Annotated in this window: 16 protein-coding genes; 11 read left to right on the top strand and 5 right to left on the bottom strand. The window is 43.9% G+C overall.

Features of this window, described 5'->3' with window-relative positions; all coding sequences use genetic code 11:
- The first annotated feature begins 2 nt into the window (after positions 1-2).
- Together hexR and putP are read left to right on the top strand one after the other, a co-directional pair.
- Complete coding sequence (hexR, locus tag ABXS85_RS15755; protein ID WP_353667477.1) at positions 3-866, top strand: transcriptional regulator HexR; 864 nt, start codon at positions 3-5, stop codon at positions 864-866.
- 397 nt (positions 867-1263) lie between these two features.
- Positions 1264-2760 carry a sodium/proline symporter PutP gene (putP, locus tag ABXS85_RS15750; RefSeq protein ID WP_353667476.1) on the top strand — a complete coding sequence of 499 codons (1497 nt, stop codon included), beginning with the start codon at positions 1264-1266 and terminating at the stop codon, positions 2758-2760.
- A 94-nt stretch (positions 2761-2854) separates the two neighbouring features.
- On the opposite strand, the gene ABXS85_RS15745 is transcribed toward putP, so the two are convergent.
- From ABXS85_RS15745 to ABXS85_RS15735, 3 genes are all read right to left on the bottom strand, one after another.
- Positions 2855-4120, bottom strand: a complete 1266-nt coding sequence (locus ABXS85_RS15745; RefSeq protein ID WP_353667475.1) for a TRAP transporter large permease — start codon at positions 4118-4120, stop codon at positions 2855-2857.
- Positions 4117-4665 (bottom strand): TRAP transporter small permease subunit, encoded by a 549-nt coding sequence (locus ABXS85_RS15740; RefSeq protein ID WP_353667474.1) that lies wholly within the window; start codon positions 4663-4665, stop codon positions 4117-4119. The genes ABXS85_RS15745 and ABXS85_RS15740 overlap by 4 nt, the downstream gene beginning before the upstream one ends.
- A gap of 65 nt (positions 4666-4730) precedes the next feature.
- On the bottom strand, positions 4731-5720 hold the full coding sequence (locus ABXS85_RS15735; RefSeq protein ID WP_353667473.1) for a TRAP transporter substrate-binding protein: 990 nt from the start codon (positions 5718-5720) through the stop codon (positions 4731-4733).
- 581 nt (positions 5721-6301) lie between these two features.
- On the opposite strand from ABXS85_RS15735, the gene antA reads away from it, so the two are divergent.
- From antA to ABXS85_RS15715, 4 genes are all read left to right on the top strand, one after another.
- Positions 6302-7687 carry an anthranilate 1,2-dioxygenase large subunit gene (gene antA, locus ABXS85_RS15730; RefSeq protein ID WP_353667472.1) on the top strand — a complete coding sequence of 462 codons (1386 nt, stop codon included), beginning with the start codon at positions 6302-6304 and terminating at the stop codon, positions 7685-7687.
- Between the two features lies 1 nt (position 7688).
- Positions 7689-8177 (top strand): anthranilate 1,2-dioxygenase small subunit, encoded by a 489-nt coding sequence (gene antB, locus ABXS85_RS15725; protein ID WP_353667471.1) that lies wholly within the window; start codon positions 7689-7691, stop codon positions 8175-8177.
- Positions 8178-8267: 90 nt separating this feature from the next.
- Complete coding sequence (gene antC / locus ABXS85_RS15720) at positions 8268-9311, top strand: anthranilate 1,2-dioxygenase electron transfer component AntC (RefSeq protein ID WP_353667470.1); 1044 nt, start codon at positions 8268-8270, stop codon at positions 9309-9311.
- Positions 9312-9719: 408 nt separating this feature from the next.
- The gene (locus ABXS85_RS15715; protein ID WP_353667469.1) at positions 9720-10718 is read left to right on the top strand and encodes an AraC family transcriptional regulator; all 999 of its coding nucleotides are present in this window, start codon (positions 9720-9722) and stop codon (positions 10716-10718) included.
- A gap of 138 nt (positions 10719-10856) precedes the next feature.
- Here ABXS85_RS15715 and edd read toward each other — a convergent pair whose 3' ends face one another.
- Positions 10857-12671 carry a phosphogluconate dehydratase gene (gene edd, locus ABXS85_RS15710; protein ID WP_353667468.1) on the bottom strand — a complete coding sequence of 605 codons (1815 nt, stop codon included), beginning with the start codon at positions 12669-12671 and terminating at the stop codon, positions 10857-10859.
- A gap of 379 nt (positions 12672-13050) precedes the next feature.
- Here edd and gap point away from each other — a divergent pair, with 379 nt between their 5' ends.
- The 5 genes from gap (at position 13051) to purK (ending at position 17851) form a co-directional block, all read left to right on the top strand.
- Complete coding sequence (gene gap / locus ABXS85_RS15705; RefSeq protein ID WP_353667467.1) at positions 13051-14064, top strand: type I glyceraldehyde-3-phosphate dehydrogenase; 1014 nt, start codon at positions 13051-13053, stop codon at positions 14062-14064.
- An 83-nt stretch (positions 14065-14147) separates the two neighbouring features.
- Positions 14148-15593, top strand: a complete 1446-nt coding sequence (gene pyk, locus ABXS85_RS15700; RefSeq protein WP_353667466.1) for a pyruvate kinase — start codon at positions 14148-14150, stop codon at positions 15591-15593.
- A gap of 27 nt (positions 15594-15620) precedes the next feature.
- Complete coding sequence (locus tag ABXS85_RS15695) at positions 15621-16064, top strand: methylglyoxal synthase (RefSeq protein WP_353669785.1); 444 nt, start codon at positions 15621-15623, stop codon at positions 16062-16064.
- 227 nt (positions 16065-16291) lie between these two features.
- Positions 16292-16783 (top strand): 5-(carboxyamino)imidazole ribonucleotide mutase, encoded by a 492-nt coding sequence (gene purE, locus ABXS85_RS15690; protein ID WP_353667465.1) that lies wholly within the window; start codon positions 16292-16294, stop codon positions 16781-16783.
- Between the two features lie 3 nt (positions 16784-16786).
- Positions 16787-17851 carry a 5-(carboxyamino)imidazole ribonucleotide synthase gene (purK, locus tag ABXS85_RS15685; protein ID WP_353667464.1) on the top strand — a complete coding sequence of 355 codons (1065 nt, stop codon included), beginning with the start codon at positions 16787-16789 and terminating at the stop codon, positions 17849-17851.
- A 108-nt stretch (positions 17852-17959) separates the two neighbouring features.
- Here purK and ABXS85_RS15680 read toward each other — a convergent pair whose 3' ends face one another.
- On the bottom strand, positions 17960-19219 hold the full coding sequence (locus ABXS85_RS15680) for an FAD-binding oxidoreductase (RefSeq protein WP_353667463.1): 1260 nt from the start codon (positions 19217-19219) through the stop codon (positions 17960-17962).
- Between the last annotated feature and the right edge of the window lie 2 nt (positions 19220-19221).

Here is a 19221-nt window from a genome sequence, read left to right as displayed (position 1 = left end):
CAATGAATAAACACGAAGACATTATTCGTAAGATACAAGAACGCCTGAGTACATTAAGTAAATCAGAGCGAAAAGTCGCAGAAGCTATTTTAGCCGACCCAAAAACCACCATTCACTCCAGTATTGCCAAGTTGGCCGCTAGAGCGGAAGTCAGTGAACCTACGGTAAACCGATTTTGTCGCAGCTTAATCGGCAGCGGCTTCCCAGATTTTAAAGTATCATTGGCACAAAGTCTGGCTACAGGTACACCTTACGTAAACCTGAATGTAGAACCGGATGATGCACCAGGTGCAGTGACCGCAAAAATTTTTGAAGCAGCAAAAAGTAACCTTACACGAGCTCAGGAATTATTACCCGAAGCTTTGATCAGCCGGGCAGTAGATGTTTTGGCACAAGCTCGTCGAATAGAATTTTACGGCCTTGGGGCGTCAGGCCCAGTTGCTAAAGACGCACATCACAAATTTTTCCGTCTTAACATGCCCGTAGTGGCTTATACCGACATCTTGGTACAACGCATGGCGGCGGCAGGCACGCATCCTGGCGATGCCGTGGTATTGATTTCTTACACAGGCCGAACCCTACCCTTGATTGAAACCGCTCGCGTTGCTCGTGAAGCAGGCGCTTCTGTTATTGGTATCACTAACCCTGGATCACCTCTAACAGAACATTGTTCTATTGTGCTGCCCATTGAAGAAACGGAAGACACCGACATCTACACGCCAATGAGTTCGCGTATTGTATATTTGACTCTAATTGATGCGCTGGCCACCGGAGTATTGTTGAAACGTGGCCCAGAATTCAACGCCCATTTGAAAAAACTTAAGCAAAGCGTACAGGACACTCGTTTGCCTAAAGTAGACAAATAATCACTTCTGTTTTGACTTTGCTATGACCTTTTGGAAGGCGACACTTATGTCGCCTTCCTTTCCTTTCTAAGAAAGAAAAGTCACGCTTTACCTCTTTTTCAGAGCTTTTTACAATTTTGAGCGAGTATTTTGCAAGATTATCGCTGCTCAGCCACCTAGAATCCTCATACGTCTTGAAATAAGGCAAATGACATTCATTCTCTTCATAGAGAAAGGATAATCTCATTGGCTAAGATCAATGACTACCACAATAAAAATTTAACAAATAGTCGCTTTCGGATGTGGTCATTACCTGACTTCTGTATACCACTCTTTACCGTCATCCAGTCATTCGGATGTGCTGTCTTTAAATATCTTCGTGATGTTATCCGCAAGCCCGTCAATTTAGGGGACAAATATGATTGAAAGCAGTTACGCGATCAGCTTTACCTTCCTAGCATACTTAGTTGTCATGCTAGGGATTGGTTTGTATGCATACAAATTAACTTCCAATTCTGAAGACTACTTTCTTGGAGGTCGTTCATTAGGCCCATGGCCAACAGCCATTTCCGCAGGCGCATCAGATATGAGTGGCTGGTTACTTTTGGGGCTGCCTGGCTATGCCTATGCGGCGGGTATGGAATCCATCTGGATTGCCGTTGGCCTGTTAATCGGCACTTGGCTCAACTGGTTAATCTGTGCAAAACGTCTACGTACTTACAGTATCAAAACAGATAATGCGCTTACCTTGCCAGACTTCTTAGCAAAACGCTTTAACGATAAATCCTCACTCATTCAAACCATTTCAGCACTCTTTATCTTACTATTCTTCCTTTTCTACACCAGCTCTGGTTTGGTTGCCGGTGGTAAGTTATTTGAAACTGTTTTCGGTTTAGATTACACCTACGCTGTGATCATTGGCACTGTGTGTGTGGTTTCTTATACCTTGTTTGGTGGTTTCCTAGCGGTGGCTTGGACAGACCTAGTTCAAGGCCTAATGATGTGTGCAGCATTAGTAATCGTACCCATCATTGCCCTTGATGGTGGTTTCTCACAATTGACGCACACTTTGGAAATGAAGAACCCTGCCCTATTGGATGCTTTCACTAATGCCAAAGGCGAAGCCTTGAGTATCATTGGCATCATTTCTTTGTTGGCTTGGGGCCTTGGTTACTTCGGTCAACCGCACATTTTGGCTCGTTTCAAAGCAGCGCGCTCTAATAAAGACATTACCACAGCGCGTCGTATTGCCGTATCTTGGACTTTGATCTCCATGGCAGGTGCTTTGCTGATTGGTTTTGTGGGTATTCCTTATGTTGATACTAACCTTGCAGGTCAATTAGACGACGCTGAAAAAATCTTCATGATTCTGGTGAATGCTATCTTCCACCCTGTGATTGCAGGTATTCTATTGGCGGCAATTCTTGCGGCTATCATGAGTACTGCGGATTCTCAGTTGTTGGTATCATCTTCAGCTCTTGCGGAAGACTTTTACAAGCAATTGTTCAACAAGAATGCCTCTCAACAACAAATCGTTATTGTGGGTCGTTTAGCTGTTGTGGTGATTTCAATCATCGCCTTAGTACTGGCACTTAACCCAGAAAGCTCTGTTCTTGGCCTAGTATCTTATGCATGGGCTGGTTTTGGTGCGGCCTTTGGCCCTGCCATCATCCTAAGCTTATTCTGGCGCAACATGAACCGCAATGGTGCTCTAGCAGGTATCATAGTGGGTGGTGTCACAGTCGTGGTTTGGAAACAACTTACGGGCGGCATCTTTGATGTTTACGAGATCGTACCGGGTTTCATCCTATCTAGCATTGCTATTATTGTTGTTAGCATCACATCTGGTGCACCAGAAGAGTCTGTCACTCGCTCTTTTGACGATTACGAAAAAGCTTTGGATACCATGGAGTAAATTAATGACAGGGAACACCCCTGATCAATAAAATGTATTTCATTTAAAAGCCTCTTTTGACCTTGGTAAAAAGAGGCTTTTTTAATGAGCGCAATTAATTAGATAATAGAATGGTCGTTAAACGTGCGTCCCAACACAATAAAACCAATGTTAATAAAGTAGCCAGTAAGAAAGGGGCCAGTGCCTTAAATATCACCATAGGCTTGGCACCTGTCATAGTAGAGGCAATAAATAACCCTGCCCCAACAGGCGGCGTCAACAAGCCAAGCACCAAAGTTAAACACACCACAACACCAAATTGAAAGGCATCTATGCCAAACTGACTTTGAGCAATGGGCAATAAGATAGGCACCACTAATATCAAGGCAGCAATGCCATCAATGACCATCCCTACTAATAACAGAATCCCCACGACCATTAACAAGAAGACAAATGGATTAGAAGTTTGGTCTGCAATCCAAATTGCAGCACGTTGAGGCACTTCTTCAAACACAATGACCCAACCAAAAACCCCAGCAGAAGCGATCAACATAATCACCATACCAGAGCTGAAAGCCGTACGTTTTAAAACTTCGAATAATTGTGAGTATTGAAAATCTTTATAAACATACTTGCCAATTAGAAGCGCTGCTAATGATGCCAGAGCAGCAGACTCTGTTGGTGTAGCCAAGCCCGTCAAAATGCCACCTATTATGAGCATTGGTATCAAACCAGCGGGAATCCCCATAATAATGTAATTTTTCACTTGTGCTTTTGAAGGCCACTCACCTTTAGGGTATTCATACACTAACCCCATTATGCTAATCGCCAAAAAGAACAGAAATGCCATGACTAAACCGGGAATAATGCCGGCGATAAACATGTCAGCAATTGGCACTTGTGCCAATACCCCAAATAATACGAACAGCATTGAGGGTGGAATAATGGGAGATAATAATCCACCAGCAGCAGTAATCGCCGCAGCATAAGGCTTGTTATAGCCTTCTTTTTCCATCGCAGGAACCATGGCTCTAGACATAATAGCGATTTGCGATGCCGCTGATCCCATAATCGCCGCCATCATCATATTGGCAACCAAATTGATATACGCCAAACCACCTTTAAAACCACCCACCAATATTCGCGCCAAATTGATCAAACGTGTCGTTAAACCGCCTTCATTCATCAATTCGCCTGCTAGCATAAACAGTGGAATGGCTAATAAACCATAACTTTCAATGGCACCAAACAATTGTTGAGGGTAAGAGTCCAATAGCACCAAATTATCAGAAGAATAGATGTACCATAAGGCTGTCAAGGCCAACACTAAGGCAATGGGAATGGCTAAAAATAATAACAACAGAAAAACCACGAACGTCATGATGTTGTTTCTCCTACAAGATGTTTGCCCATTATTCTTTCAAGAAAATTGTTTACTGCATGAATAGTGAGCGAGAGAGAAAACAAGGGAAGAGCCAACCAGATCCAGAATTTTTTGATACCTATGGTATTGGTATTTTCTGAATACATAAAATTAAAGGTATCCCCTTGAAACGCTAAAACATCCATACCAGCCTGGAACAGGCCAACGGGGTCATACCAGCGAATACACAACCATAAGATGATGCCAGCAAAAACCAATACAAATAAATCACCAACAGCATCAAACCAGTAGCGCACTTTAGGCGGACAGGCATCAGCCAACAAAGTAACCGACACACTGGTACGTTTTTTAAGCATTACTGAAGTGGTAAATAAGGTCATCCAAATCATGACATAAATGGCTAACTCATCAACCCAATAAATCGCATACCCAACAGAGCGGGTGACAATATTCAGTAAAATAAGCAAAGTCACTGCCCCCGCACAAACTGAGGCAAATATGGTTTCCATATGGGCGATAAAATTTGAAACTTTTTTTAGCATATATCATTCCTGATAAACCTGTGAGCAACCAATAAAAGCCGACTTATCGCTCACAGGTTTGTCTATTAACCTTCTTGTAAATCCGCAGCCGTTTTACGTAATTGCTTTAAAATAGGCGCTTTAACAGACCAGGTTTTTTCCCAATCCTTAATCACCTCAGCGACCGAACTGGCATCGACTTCTTGAACTGTGATATCCAACGCTCGAATTTGATCTTCCAGCATTTGTTCTTGCGCTGCAAAATGATCAATCACATTACTCAAATGTTGCTGCATGGTTTGCTGAATCAGTTTTCTATCGTCTTTACTCAAACGCTTCCAGGTTTTACCGGAGATTACGCCAACCATAGGAAACATCATGTGATTTGAGATCAAGAGATTATCTGCGCGCTCATAGAACTTCAAAATCATGATGGAATCGAAGTCCATATCAATTGCATCAACTTGTCCATTCGCCAAAGCGTCATAAACCGCAGGTAATGGCAATGGAGTCGGCGCCATTCCTATCGCCGCATAAAAATCACGAATAGGCTCAAAAGGCGTTATTCTAATTTTCTTACCCTTTAAATCTATAGGGCTAGCAACAGCATCACGACTCAACATTTGTCGCATACCTGCCATACCGTATCCAATACCCACTAAACCTGTTTGACTAGGTAACTTATTCAATAAACCTGTCGCTGTATCTGAACGTAACAAGGCAGCGGCATGATGAATATCCTTTACCAAATAAGGCGCATAAAGTGCCCCAAAATCAGGAACACGGTTCGACATTTCTGCAATGGTCAAAAACGCCATATCTAATGCCCCAGTTTGCAACTGTTGCACCATTTGCGCTTCATTACCCAGTTGTCTTGCAGGGAAAACTGAAACTTTATGCTTACCATTCGACTTTGCATTTAAATCTTCTGCGAAGCTATTTGCTGCTTTAGTCCACATATGTGGTGGTGGAGTAATAAGCCCCAATCTAAAGTCTTGAGCAGTAGCTGAAATAGAGGAAAGCATTAGTATTGTGGAAGTAAATATCGGCAGGGTAATTCGTTTACAATAATTCATCTCGACTCCAATTGTGATATTAGGGAAGGTGCGAATAAGTCTTCTGAACATCAGTTTCCCTGAAAGACCCGAAGGAGACCTACATGGATGTAGGGGGAGCAACCTAGGAGCAGGTTGTCGTAGTCAGTAAACTTGTTCATACCTTTCTTAGCTAAATAGAACATTATATTTATGGGACATAGCACAGAAACCATGGTTAATTATTAAAATAAGGCATCCTGTGATATAGCTTTAGATATAATCAGAGAAAAATAAATTACTCTATCCACATATTTAAGCACTTATATCCATATTATTTGGCAAATACAATAAAATCACTTTTCTCAAAAAGGCTGCTTTTTTCTAGCTAAGCCAGTTATTTTTCATGTATAAAAAAACAAAAAATCAAAAGTAACTAGTTGAATTTAATAGATTAAGAATCTATTACGCTCTTCTGTCCACTTCCCCATTCATATCCAGTTACTATTTTTGCGGATATATTTGCTCAACTAAAAGGATAGTTTCTCACCGCTACTCAGCCTCTAATGAAAAAACATACAAGACAACCAATACCAGGTTGCATTTATAAAAAGAGGTTAAATATGAGTGAAACACTTAGCTCGTCACAATGGCGAGATTATATTTCCAGCTGCTTAGACTTCCGTCCAGATGAGTCTGCTTTTCGTATAGCACGTGACGTATTTACCAAACCAGAATTATTCGATCTGGAAATGGAACACATCTTTGAAAAGGTATGGATCTACGCCTGCCATGAAAGTGAAATTCCAAACACAAATGACTATGTCACCATGCAGGCAGGACGCCAGCCGATGATCATTACACGTGATGCGAAAGGCCAGTTAAATGCGCTCATTAATGCCTGCCAACATAGAGGCACCACACTAACGAGATTATCGAAAGGCAATCAATCCACTTTCACCTGCCCTTTCCATGCTTGGTGTTACAAAAGCGATGGACGACTTGTAAAAGTAAAAGCACCTGGGGAATATCCTGAAGATTTCGACAAAGCAACACGGGGTCTAAAAAAAGCCCGTATTGAATCTTATAAAGGCTTTGTCTTCATCTCATTAGATACGCAAGCCACAGACACCCTAGAAGAATACCTAGGTGACGCCAAAATATTCCTCGATATGATGGTTGCTCAATCACCTACTGGTGAATTGGAAGTGTTACCCGGCAAATCTGCCTACACCTATGAAGGTAACTGGAAACTTCAAAATGAGAATGGACTAGACGGTTACCATGTCAGTACCGTTCACTACAATTATGTCGCAACCGTTCAACACCGTAGTCAACTAGACGCCGAAAAAGAAAACAGCGTTGAGACGCTTGATTACAGTAAGTTAGGCGCCGGGGATGCTGATACAGATGATGGTTGGTTCGCCTTCCAGAATGGTCACAGCTTACTCTTCAGTGACATGGTTAACCCTACTGTAAGACCTGGCTACGATACGGTAATGCCGCGTTTAATTGAAGAATACGGTCAACAACAAGCAGAATGGATGATGCACCGCCTACGTAATCTAAACTTATATCCTTCCTTATTTTTCATGGATCAAATCAGTTCTCAATTGCGTATTGTTCGCCCAGTCGCTTGGAATAAAACACAAATTATCAGTCAGTGCATTGGTGTGAAAGGGGAATCAGCGCAGGCAAGAGAAAGTCGCATTCGTCAGTTTGAGGACTTCTTTAATGTGTCTGGCATGGGAACACCTGATGACTTGGTGGAATTCCGAGAAGCACAACGTGGCTTCCAAGCACGCTTAGAACGTTGGAATGACATTAGTCGCGGTTGTCATGACTGGCAATATGGCCCTACTAAAAATACGCAAACACTAGGCATCCAGCCAAACATCACTGGCACAGAATTCACCCACGAAGGCCTTTACGTTAACCAACATGGTACATGGCAAAACCTGTTGTTAAACGGCCTCAAAAAAACAGAACTATCACTTAAGGAGGTATAAGGTGAGCGAACTACAACATTCCGTCGAGCAATTTCTATATTCTCAAGCTGACCTTTGCGACCGAAAAGATTGGGATGCTTACATTGATACCTTCACACCTGACAGTGAATTCTGGATCCCACAATGGGATTCAGAACATGAGTACATTGATAACCCAAAAACCGGTATGTCATTGATTTACTATGCCAATCGCTCAGGGATTGAGGACCGAGTTTTCCGCTTGCGAACCGGAAAATCTGCCGCTTCGAATCCATTACCTCGAACCTTGCACCAAATTTCCAACGTCAAAGTACGTGAGCTAAGCGATGGCAAAATTGAAGCTCAATTTGGCTGGCAAACCAACTATACCCGCTTGGGCAGTACCGAAATGCTCTATGGAACAGCGACATTGAACCTAGTGAAACAAGCTGGTGAATGGAAAGTTCAGCGTAAACATACCGTAATATTCAATGACATCATTAACTCTGTCATGGACTTTTACCACGTATAACCCTTTTGTTTGGCTTACTTTGCCGTACACAAAACATCCGGGGCTGCTGTGGTTAATGACACAGTGGCTTTAGGTTTTGGAGATAAAATTATGACTCATCGAGTTGCTCTAAGCTTTGCCGATGGACAAACCGTTTTCTTTGACGTTAAACACAATGAAATTCTACTTGATGCAGCCTTTCGCAACGGTATTACCCTACCTGTTGACTGTCGCGAAGGCGTTTGTGCCGCCTGCAAAGGCTTATGTGAATCCGGTCAGTACGAACAAGACTTTGTCGACGAAGACGCATTAACAGAGAGTGAACTGGAAGCAAGACACATCTTGTCCTGTCAGACCAGAGTTCAGTCCTCAGGGGCCTATTACTATGACATTGACTCGTCACTTTGTTCGAACAAAGAGCTTGCTAAAGTCACCGCCAAAGTCACCCGCATTGAAAAAGTCGCAGACTCCTCTGCCAACCTGTATCTAGAGTTGACCAACCAAGAAACGAGACTGGACTATCTCGGCGGGCAGTATGCACGCATTAAAGTACCAGGCACAGATGTTTGGCGAGCTTACTCCTTTGCCACAGCCAGTGATGACTCAACTCAATTGCAGTTTTTGATTCGCTTATTACCAGAGGGCGCTATGAGCGACTACATCCGCGAGCGCTGTAAAGTGGGGGATGAACTGTCATTAGAAGCCCCTCTTGGCTCTTTCTATCTACGCGAAATTCAACGAAGACAGTTCTATGTTGCAGGTGGTACAGGCCTGTCAGCTTTCCTTGCGATGTTGGATGAAATTGTGGAGCGCAAAAATGCTAATAACCAGATAGCAAATACCCAATTCAAATTATTCTACTGTGTACGTCATGAAGCAGACGCCTGTGAACTTGAACGAATCGAAGCTTACAAGCAACAGTTAGCCAACTTTGATTACCAAGTAATTGTCAGCCAACCAAGCGACAACTATCAAGGCACAACTGGCTATGTTACAGACGTGTTAGATGCCGATGATCTTAAGGCCTCAGAATTTGACATGTACCTTTGCGGACCGCCACCCATGATAGATTCATCCATCGAATGGTTAAAGTCCAATGGCATTGATAATGGCAAACTGTATTTTGAAAAATTCATTGCCAGCAGTACCAGTTAAACTTATCGGACGCCTCTTTCTTGCCCCTTGATGCGCAATAATTGCACACACCACAAGAAAGAGGCTTAGGTTTAACATCAAACAACCAAACGATTTCCTAACAATACACCATTTAAACCAACCTATTCCCCCTCTTTTCACCTTCAATGCATCATAAAGTCACCTTTGGCTTGCTTGTTTAGTAAGATCCAAAACTGGTATGTCTTTTGCTTTTTTTATTCACAACAAACGATGAATCAAATTTGAGATTTTTTGCGGACCAGCTTATTGTAAGCACAGAAGAAAGACTTAAAAGCCGTATTATGAGTTGACTGTCATTGATTGATCGCATCATACATTCCGCTTTTACTGCATCACTAATAAAAATAATAACTAGTTCGCTAGTCTTTAAGCACTTCGGAGAACACAATGCTTCAAGAATTCCATGAACTTGAATCTAGATGCCATACAGCAATGGCAGCAAATCGATGGATGGATAATATTTGTGGACCCCATGAGTTAGACTTGTGGGGAAAAGAGTCTTTGGACTTTCATCATAAAGGCCATCGACTACCCGGTTTAGACATTGTCACTGGCCTACTGTCTTATGGCAGTGGTGTGGCTATTAACGTCAATGCGGACGACAAACTCAAAGGCTATAGCCTAAGCTTGCCCATCACAGGAAAACAAACACTTCGCTGCATTGGCTCAGAACTCAAATCAGATCACGAACAGGGCTTAATTGTCTCACCAACGCATCAACAAGAATTAGAAATCAGTCCAGATTGCCAGAAGCTGCAATTACTTATTCCTTCGCATTCTGTCCATTATGTGGCCGAAAAGTTAACGGGCGACACCATCAAAGAGCCCATTCAATTTGACGCCACCATGCAACTTAGACAGCGAGAGATCAAAGCTTGGTGGTGTATGGTTCAACAGATCGCTAATCATTGGTCTACTATGAGCGCCTTGTACTCACACCCGAAAATGGTTGAAGACCTAGAATTCACCATCATCAAAGGGCTGCTTTTATCTCAGCCAAACACCCTCACCAGTCAACTACAAGAATCCACTCCAGAACACAGTAGACCAGCAACACCCGCTTATTTGATACGTGCCTGTGAATGGATGAAAAACCATGCTCGTGACAAGGTAACAATTGAAGACATTTGTGATTACGCTGGCGTCAGTCGCTTTACCTTATTCTCAGGGTTCAAAGAGTATTTCGGCGACAGCCCATTGGGATGGTTAAAAAAGTATCGCATGACCCAAGTACGTCACGCCTTAATGAACTCCAACAGTCGCACTAAAGTATCCAGTATGGCGATGGAATGGGGGTTCAACCACTTTGGTCGATTCTCACAAGAATATCAGCTCTTCTTTGGCGAATTACCGTCCCAGACCCTGTCACAAAATAAAGAGGTTTAAACTCTGATGGTGAGTCTTTAAAGAACTTATATGCTTTCGATAACAAGATGTGTATAAGATAAAACGAGCAAAAAAAAGGGGCTTAAACAAGCCCCAAACACCATTTACTAACGCAAGGTTAGTAGCCAGAGGAAAGGTTTAATCGTTAAACAAGCTGCATGCGCCTTGTTCGGCACCGCTCACTAAAATACGTTGAGCGCTAAACAGCTCGCGTCCCATACCTTGATGAGAAGCGGTTAAATCTTGCGTTGCAGCTTCACGCTGTTGAAGTTCTTCTTCAGATACCAATAATGACAAAGTGCCCTCATTAGCATCGAGGCGCACCATGTCACCATCTTGAATTTTAGCAATCAGACCACCCGCAAGGGCTTCTGGCGTCAAATGAATGGCGGCGGGCACCTTACCAGATGCTCCCGACATACGACCGTCTGTCACTAAAGCCACTTTATAGCCTTGATCCTGCAAGTTACCGAGGAAAGGGGTTAACTTATGAAGTTCAGGCATGCCCATGGCTTTTGGACCTTGAAAACGGATAACAGCAATACAGTCACGTTTCAATGCACCGCTGCCAATGGCATCTGCTAAATCATGTTGGCTATGGAAAACCACAGCAGGCGCTTCGATAACTCGGTTCTCCTCTTTCACTGCAGAAACCTTGATCACAGAGCGACCTAGGTTACCTTTCAATAGAGACAAACCGCCTTCTTTACTGAATGGGTTATCAATTGGACGTACCACATCCAAATCCAAACTTTCTGTTGGGCCATCACGCCATACCAATTTACCGTCCACCAAAAATGGCTCTTTGGTGTAACGTTCCAAACCACGACCAGCGATGGTATTCACGTCTTTGTGCAGCAACTCCCCTTTAAGCAGTTGATTCACTAAGAAAGCCATACCGCCTGCCGCTTGGAAATGGTTAATATCCGCTTGTCCATTCGGATAAATTCGTGTCAGTAATGGCACGACTTTCGACAATTCCGCAAAATCGTCCCAAGTCACTATGATGCCTGCCGCACGAGCGTAAGCGACAATGTGCATGGTGTGATTGGTCGAACCGCCTGTCGCCAATAAGCCAACAATAGAGTTCACTATGCTGCGCTCATCAATCACTTCGTACAATGGACGATAATCACGTCCCAAAGCGGTAATCTTGGTAGCAAGTTGCGCTGCGTGTTCTGTTAAGGCTTCACGTAATGGATCGGTTGGATTCACAAAAGAAGAACCGGGTAGTTGTAAGCCCATTATTTCAACTAACAACTGATTAGAGTTAGCGGTGCCATAGAAAGTACAGGTGCCGGCACTGTGATAGGACGCCGCTTCCGCTTTTAGTAATTCCTCTCGCGTCGCATTGCCTTGCGCATAACGCTGACGCACAGCAGCTTTTTCCGCATTAGTAATACCGGATGGCATGGGGCCTGCTGGAATAAACAAAGAAGGCAGATGACCAAAACGCAATGCCGCAATCAATAATCCAGGTACTATTTTGTCACAGATGCCTAGAAAGATGGCTGAATCAAACATATTGTGAGACAAACCAATGGCAGCACCTTGAGCGATATTGTCGCGACTGAACAAACTTAGCTCCATGCCATCTTGTCCTTGTGTTACCCCATCACACATCGCAGGCACACCACCTGCTACTTGTGCGACTGAACCCATGGCTTTTACCGCCGCACGGATTTTGTCGGGATAAGTTTCGTATGGCTGGTGCGCTGACAACATATCATTGTAAGAAGAGATAATACCAACGTTAGCCGCTTCCATTAGGGTCAAAGCTTGCTTTTCTTGCGGCTGACAGGCAGCAAAACCATGGGCTAAGTTACCACAGGACAACTTACCTCGGTGGGGACCTTGCTCCTCGGCTTGCTTCATATCTTTAAGATATTGTTCTCGTAGTGTTTTACTACGCTGAATAATGTCGTTCGTTACCTTAGCAACAATCGAATTCATGACTCTCTCCGGCGTTTCAATCTGTTTTCACGTCCCACAACGTGAATTTGTTTTGTAATATTACTACATTTTTATTTTATTTCACCCCTTAAAATCCATATAAAGACGATTATACTAATATTTTCCGTAATAAATTTACAAAAATAACTGGATATCCCGCTTCAATTCGCTAAAATCCACATCAATTTGTAACATATCTCAGTATAGACTCTGATTCATATCAAGACTTGATTAAAAGATGATCATTTCTCAAGGAATTTGTTACAAATCCTTGCTAAAAAAAATACTTATGTAGTATTTTTACTTCAAAGAATAATTATTGAACGTCGCGTGTTCACAAATGAACATGGACATTTTTCACACTAGGTTAGAGGTGAGTATGACTATTAAGGTAGCTATTAACGGATATGGACGCATTGGACGCAACACACTAAGAGCCCTTTACGAGTCAGGTAAACGTGACCAAATCCAAATTGTAGCCATTAACGATCTTGGCGATTCTAAAACCAACGCTCATTTAACAAAATACGACACGGTACACGGCCGTTTTGCTGGTGAAGTGACCTTTGATGAAGAAGCCTTGTACATCAATCAAGATAAAATTCGTACCTTCTCTGAGCGTAATCCTGCCGACCTTCCTTGGGCAGAATTAGGTGTGGATGTGGTTTATGAATGTACCGGTTTCTTTACCACCAAAGAAAAAGCCAGCGCACACATTTCTGCTGGTGCCAAAAAAGTCATTATTTCAGCACCAGGTAAAGAAGTAGACGCAACTGTGGTTTACGGCGTAAACCAAAACGTTCTAACGGCTGATATGACGGTGATCTCTAACGCTTCTTGTACAACGAACTGTTTAGCGCCTGTGGCTAAGCCATTAAGCGACAAGCTAGGCATCGAAAGTGGCTTGATGACCACTATCCACGCTTACACCAATGACCAACGTCTGTCTGACGTTTATCATGAAGACTTGTATCGTGCTCGTGCTGCGGCGCAAAACATGATCCCAAGTAAAACAGGTGCCGCTGCGGCTGTTGGTCTAGTGGTTCCTGAACTAGTGGGTAAATTTGATGGTATGGCAGTACGTGTACCCACTATTAACGTTTCTCTTGTGGATCTTACTTTCCTAGCGCCACGTGAAACCACTACAGAAGAAGTTAATCAAATCATTGAAGATGCCATTAAAGCTGATCCAGTATTAGCGCAAGTATTAAGCGTTAATTACGATCCTCTGGTGTCTTCCGATTTCAACCACAGCACTTACACATCTAACTTTGATGCGACTCAAACTCGTGTACAAGGCAAGTTGGTTAAAATCATGGCTTGGTATGATAACGAGTGGGGCTTCTCGAACCGTATGCTCGATAATACCATCGCATTAATGAATGCAAAATAAATCAAAATACACGAAGGCTGCTGACGCAGCCTTCGTCGTCTCTTATACTTCACTTCAAGCTTTCTAATCTTTGGTAAATAAACATGACACGTAGAACTAAAATTGTTGCCACTCTAGGTCCTGCTTCCAGCTCACCTGAAATGATTGAAAAATTAATTTTGGCAGGCGCAAACGTCTTCCGTCTTAATTTTTCTCATGGTCAACCAGAAGACCACATTAATCGTGCGGAAGTTGTTCGAGCGATGGCGGAGAAAAATAATCGCCATGTTGCGATTCTTGGCGACCTACAAGGGCCAAAGATTCGTATTGCCCGTTTCAAAAATACCAAAGTTCAATTAGAAGAAGGTGCCACCTTCATACTAGACGTGGGTTTTGATAAAAATGCCGGCGATGAAACGCGTGTTGGTATCGATTACCCACAATTGGCAGAAGACTCTAGCCCAGGCAACATCCTATTGCTAGACGACGGTCGTGTGGTCTTGGAAGTACTGGAAGTAAAAGGCACAGAAGTGATTACCAAAGTCATTGTTGGCGGCCCATTGTCCAACAACAAAGGCATTAACCGTCAAGGTGGTGGATTATCTGCCGCCGCTTTAACCGACAAAGATAAAGAAGACATCAAAACCGCCGCGGCCCTGAAAGCAGATTACCTTGCCGTTTCTTTCCCACGCAGTGCAGATGATCTGCACGAAGCACGTGAATTGGCGCTGGCCGCTGGTTTGAAAGCAGGCATTGTATCAAAAGTAGAACGCGCTGAAGCCGTGGCTGATAATGAAACTCTGGACAATATCATTCTCGCATCTGACGCTGTCATGGTGGCGCGGGGTGACCTAGGCGTTGAGATTGGTGATGCGGAATTGATTGGCGTACAAAAACACATGATCAAGCGCTGTCGCCAATTGAACCGCCCGGTTATTACCGCCACACAAATGATGGAAACCATGATCACCAGTGCAATGCCAACTCGTGCCGAAGTGTTCGACGTGGCTAACGCCGTACTGGATGGTACAGACGCTGTGATGCTGTCAGCGGAAACCGCCGCAGGTGATTATCCAGAAGAAGTCATCCAGACCATGAATCGCGTTTGTTTGGGTGCCGAGAAGCAACCAGCAATTAACCGTTCTAAGCACCGTATTGATGTAACCTTTACCAGCATCGATGAAACCATTGCCATGTCGGCCATGTACGCTGCAAACCATTTGGAAGGGGTAAAAGCCATCATCAGCTTGACTGCATCTGGCACCACACCACTCTTGATGTCGCGCATCAGCTCTGGCTTGCCAATTTTTGCCCTGTCACCAAATCCAGAAACATTGAATAAAGCAGCGCTTTACCGTGGTGTGACGCCTGTTGCTTTCTCTTCTCAAGAATACAATGTGGACAACATCATCTCAGGCTTAGTCGATCACGTTAAACAATTAGGCTATATCAAAGACGGTGATCTAGTGATTGTGACAAAAGGCGATCATTTGGTGAGCTATGGTACGACAAACGGAATGAAGATAGTAAAAGTGGGCGATATCGCATAATTCGAGGACTATAGATTGCACACAAAAATGGTCACCATGGCCGCCCAAAAGCGCATTGCTTTGGTGGCCCATGACAACATGAAAAGCGAGCTCATTCAATGGGCTCGTAATCACAAAGACAAACTGGTCGAGCATGTGCTCTACGCTACGGGTACCACCGGAAATCTGCTACAAAAAGAACTGGGCGTTAGCATCAATGCCCTGATCAGTGGCCCTTTGGGTGGCGATCAACAACTGGGCGGCATGATTGCGGAAGGTAAAATTGATGTACTGATCTTTTTCTGGGATCCTTTTGAACCTATGCCTCATGATCCAGACATCAAAGCCTTATTACGTGTTGCAGCGGTGTGGAATATTCCCATTGCTTGCAGTGTCGCGTCGGCCAATTTCTTAGTCACTTCGCCCTTATTCAACAACGAATTTGAGCGGCAAATTCCAGATTACGATAGATATCTAAAAGAGCGACTTTAAGTCGCTCTTTTCTGCACTCTGGATGACTTATCAAGCCTCACTCCCCCATCGACAACAAAAGCCCACTAAGACTCGCTGTTTTGCCTAAAATCAGCTATATTAGCGCCCTAAATTCGCAGCGTTTTTCTGTGTAGGCAACAAAAAAACGAAAAACTGCGCTAAACCCCATTACCAACGTTATCTGTTACCCCTCAACACCATGTTGGTTCATAAACAGGAGAAATGTTTTGCAAGCTGAAGTCGCATTAATCATGGGATCAAAAAGTGATTGGGCCACAATGGAAGGCGCTACTGAAATCATGGATGCCTTGGGCGTTTCATACCATGTAGAAGTGGTTTCTGCTCATCGTACACCAGTCAAACTTGCAGAGTTTTCTGAAAATGCTGCCGACAAAGGCTTCAAAGTCATCATAGGTGGTGCCGGTGGCGCTGCCCATTTACCCGGTATGGTGGCAGCACACACACACTTGCCGGTACTGGGTGTTCCCGTTCAGAGTAAAGCCTTAAACGGCATGGACAGCCTACTTTCCATCGCCCAAATGCCCAAAGGTGTTGCCGTTGGCACCTTGGCAATCGGCACCGCAGGCGCGTTCAATGCAGGCCTATTGGCTTGCCAAATCCTTGCTACCTCTAACCCTGAATTGGCCGAGCGTATTAAAGCTTTCCGTCAGCAACAAACTGATACCGTATTGGCGAACCCAGATCCAAGAGAGGTATAAGCCATGTCTGTATTATGGGTACTTGGTGCAGGCCAACTTGGCGCCATGTTAAAACACGCGGGGACACCACTTGGCTTAGACATTCGTCCTGTTGATATTGAAAGCCATGAAAGCTTGCCTTTGCAAACACAAGACATTGTCACTGCAGAACGAGAAGATTGGCCAGAAACGGCTGCTACCAAGCAACTTGCCTCTCACGCAAATTTCGTGAATCTAGCGACCTTTCCACAGTTGGCAGACCGTCTGACGCAAAAACAATGGATTGATAAGCTGGAATTAGCCACCGCTCCTTGGTTTCCTGTAGAAAATGACAGCACTGCCGACTACGCCTATCAGACTCTTGGCGAACGCGTACTGCTGAAACGCCGACGCGGTGGCTATGATGGCAAAGGTCAATACTGGTTAAAACAAGCCGAAGAGACGGCAATCCCTGACGACTGGAAAGGCCAAGCCATTGCCGAACAAGCCATTCCTTTTGACGAGGAAGTGTCTTTAGTGGGCGTGCGTGGTGCCAATGGACAAACCTACTTTTATCCACTGACTTTAAACCTGCACATTAACGGCATTCTGTATGCGTCCATTTCTCCCCTAGCACGTCTTGCGCCCTTGCAAAGTAAAGCCGAAGCCATGTTGGGTAAGCTAATGGACGCATTGGATTACGTGGGCGTAATGGCGATGGAATGTTTCCGTGTAGGTGATGAATTACTGATCAATGAACTCGCTCCACGCGTCCACAACAGTGGTCACTGGACACAAGCAGGAGCCAGTGTGAGCCAATTCGAAAATCACGTGCGTGCCGTCGCAGGATTACCTCTGGCCCCAGCCGACATAAAAGGGCAAAGCATGATGGTCAATCTGATTGGTGTGCCTGTTGACTATGAGTGGCTCAATATTACAGGGCTAGAACTTTACTGGTATCAAAAAGAAGTACGTCCGGGCAGAAAAGTCGGTCACCTTAACTTCTGTTCAAACCAATTGGCCTTACTTCGCTCATCTCTAAAGCAACTGAATCTTCCAGAACCCTATCCTGAAGCATTGCAATGGCTGTATAAAAATCTACCAGAATAAACTGGCAAAGTAAGCGCCTCGATCCACCACTGAGAGGCGCTTAATCGTATCAAGGGATTCTAATTTGCCATCAATCCTTCATTACTCCCTTATCTACTTGCCATCACATCAACTTGTAAACCGCGCAGGATTAAAAGGCGTAGCATCAATATAAGGGGTTTCATTATGGATAAGTTCAGCCAACAAACGCCCCGTAGCAGGCCCCGTACTGAATCCAACATGTTGATGCCCAAATGCCAACCAGATATGAGAAGTTCCAGGACATTTGCCAATAGCAGGCAAAGAGTCCACTAGGGTTGGACGACTCCCTTGCCAATCACTTTGTGGTTTCAAAGGCCCCAGCGACACAGCTTGATTTGCCGCATGACGGATGGCTTGCAGCTGTACTGGAGAAGCAGGTGCCGCTTTATCTTTTATCTCCGAGCCACTGGTAAGCCGATAACCCAACGAGGTAGGAGTCATCACAAACGCTTCTTCCACATCATACACAGGTCGAGTCAAATGATGGGGCGCATCAACTGGGATTTCATAATGCTCGTGATACCCCCTCTCAAACCCCATTGGCAAAGGGCGCGCAATGCTTTGCAAAATATCATTTGACCAAGGCCCTGCAGCAATGACCACATAATCGGCAGAATAATCAGCCTGTTTGCCCTTTACTAATACAGAAGATGTTGAATCTCCCTGTAGCTCGATCAATTGCTGAACATCATCTTGAACCAATTGTCCTCCTGATTCGATAAAGAGTTTTTTATACCCTTCTACCAAAGCTCCAGGATTATTCACTGATGCAGCATCTTGAATCAGTAATGCCCCGGTATAAATAGGAGCAAGCGCAGGCTCAAGATCTTGCAAAGCCTGACTGTCTAGCTCTCGATAGGCAATACCCAATTCATCATAAATGGCTTTTTCATAACCGTTTGATTGCATAGAAGCTTTGCTACGATAAAGTTTTAACCAACCCGTATCACGTAACCTATCTGTCTGATTCGACTTCTGCATCCATTTTAAATGCTCATCTAAAGACACCTTGATCAAGCTGTCCAAACTTTTAATATTTTTTTCAGAAAAACAGGCTGGCGACTGCTTTAAAAAGCCCAGCGCCCATTTCAAATTTTTTAAAATATAGGGATAACTTAATCTAACGGCTGGATGCTGATTAAACAGATAATGTTTTAAATTCGGAATAAGGGTCTTATTATTCAACAGCAATGCCGAACTGCGCGTAATTACCCCAGCATTACCGTATGACGTTTCTATTGTTGTCTCATGACGTTCTAATAGTGTAACTTGATACTGTTTTTCAAGTAAGTTTAGGGCACAGCTGACTCCAACCATACCGGAGCCAATCACACACACTTTTTTCATTT

Origin of the sequence: Marinomonas sp. THO17 (assembly GCF_040436405.1) — a bacterium.
Taxonomy (GTDB): Bacteria; Pseudomonadota; Gammaproteobacteria; order Pseudomonadales; family Marinomonadaceae; genus Marinomonas.
The sequence above is the reverse complement of the archived record's forward strand: the minus strand, read 5'-3'. Positions and strand labels throughout refer to the sequence as shown.

What these genes read in the sequence shown, in the direction of transcription:
- edd (WP_353667468.1), bottom strand. Translation starts at nt 12,671, where the DNA reads ATGAATTCGATTGTTGCTAAGGTAACGAACGACATTATTCAGCGTAGT.
- antA (WP_353667472.1), top strand. Translation starts at nt 6,302, where the DNA reads ATGAGTGAAACACTTAGCTCGTCACAATGGCGAGATTATATTTCCAGC.
- pyk (WP_353667466.1), top strand. Translation starts at nt 14,148, where the DNA reads ATGACACGTAGAACTAAAATTGTTGCCACTCTAGGTCCTGCTTCCAGC.
- hexR (WP_353667477.1), top strand. Translation starts at nt 3, where the DNA reads ATGAATAAACACGAAGACATTATTCGTAAGATACAAGAACGCCTGAGT.
- putP (WP_353667476.1), top strand. Translation starts at nt 1,264, where the DNA reads ATGATTGAAAGCAGTTACGCGATCAGCTTTACCTTCCTAGCATACTTA.
- ABXS85_RS15745 (WP_353667475.1), bottom strand. Translation starts at nt 4,120, where the DNA reads ATGACGTTCGTGGTTTTTCTGTTGTTATTATTTTTAGCCATTCCCATT.
- purK (WP_353667464.1), top strand. Translation starts at nt 16,787, where the DNA reads ATGTCTGTATTATGGGTACTTGGTGCAGGCCAACTTGGCGCCATGTTA.
- ABXS85_RS15695 (WP_353669785.1), top strand. Translation starts at nt 15,621, where the DNA reads ATGGTCACCATGGCCGCCCAAAAGCGCATTGCTTTGGTGGCCCATGAC.
- ABXS85_RS15680 (WP_353667463.1), bottom strand. Translation starts at nt 19,219, where the DNA reads ATGAAAAAAGTGTGTGTGATTGGCTCCGGTATGGTTGGAGTCAGCTGT.
- gap (WP_353667467.1), top strand. Translation starts at nt 13,051, where the DNA reads ATGACTATTAAGGTAGCTATTAACGGATATGGACGCATTGGACGCAAC.
- ABXS85_RS15740 (WP_353667474.1), bottom strand. Translation starts at nt 4,665, where the DNA reads ATGCTAAAAAAAGTTTCAAATTTTATCGCCCATATGGAAACCATATTT.
- ABXS85_RS15715 (WP_353667469.1), top strand. Translation starts at nt 9,720, where the DNA reads ATGCTTCAAGAATTCCATGAACTTGAATCTAGATGCCATACAGCAATG.
- antC (WP_353667470.1), top strand. Translation starts at nt 8,268, where the DNA reads ATGACTCATCGAGTTGCTCTAAGCTTTGCCGATGGACAAACCGTTTTC.
- ABXS85_RS15735 (WP_353667473.1), bottom strand. Translation starts at nt 5,720, where the DNA reads ATGAATTATTGTAAACGAATTACCCTGCCGATATTTACTTCCACAATA.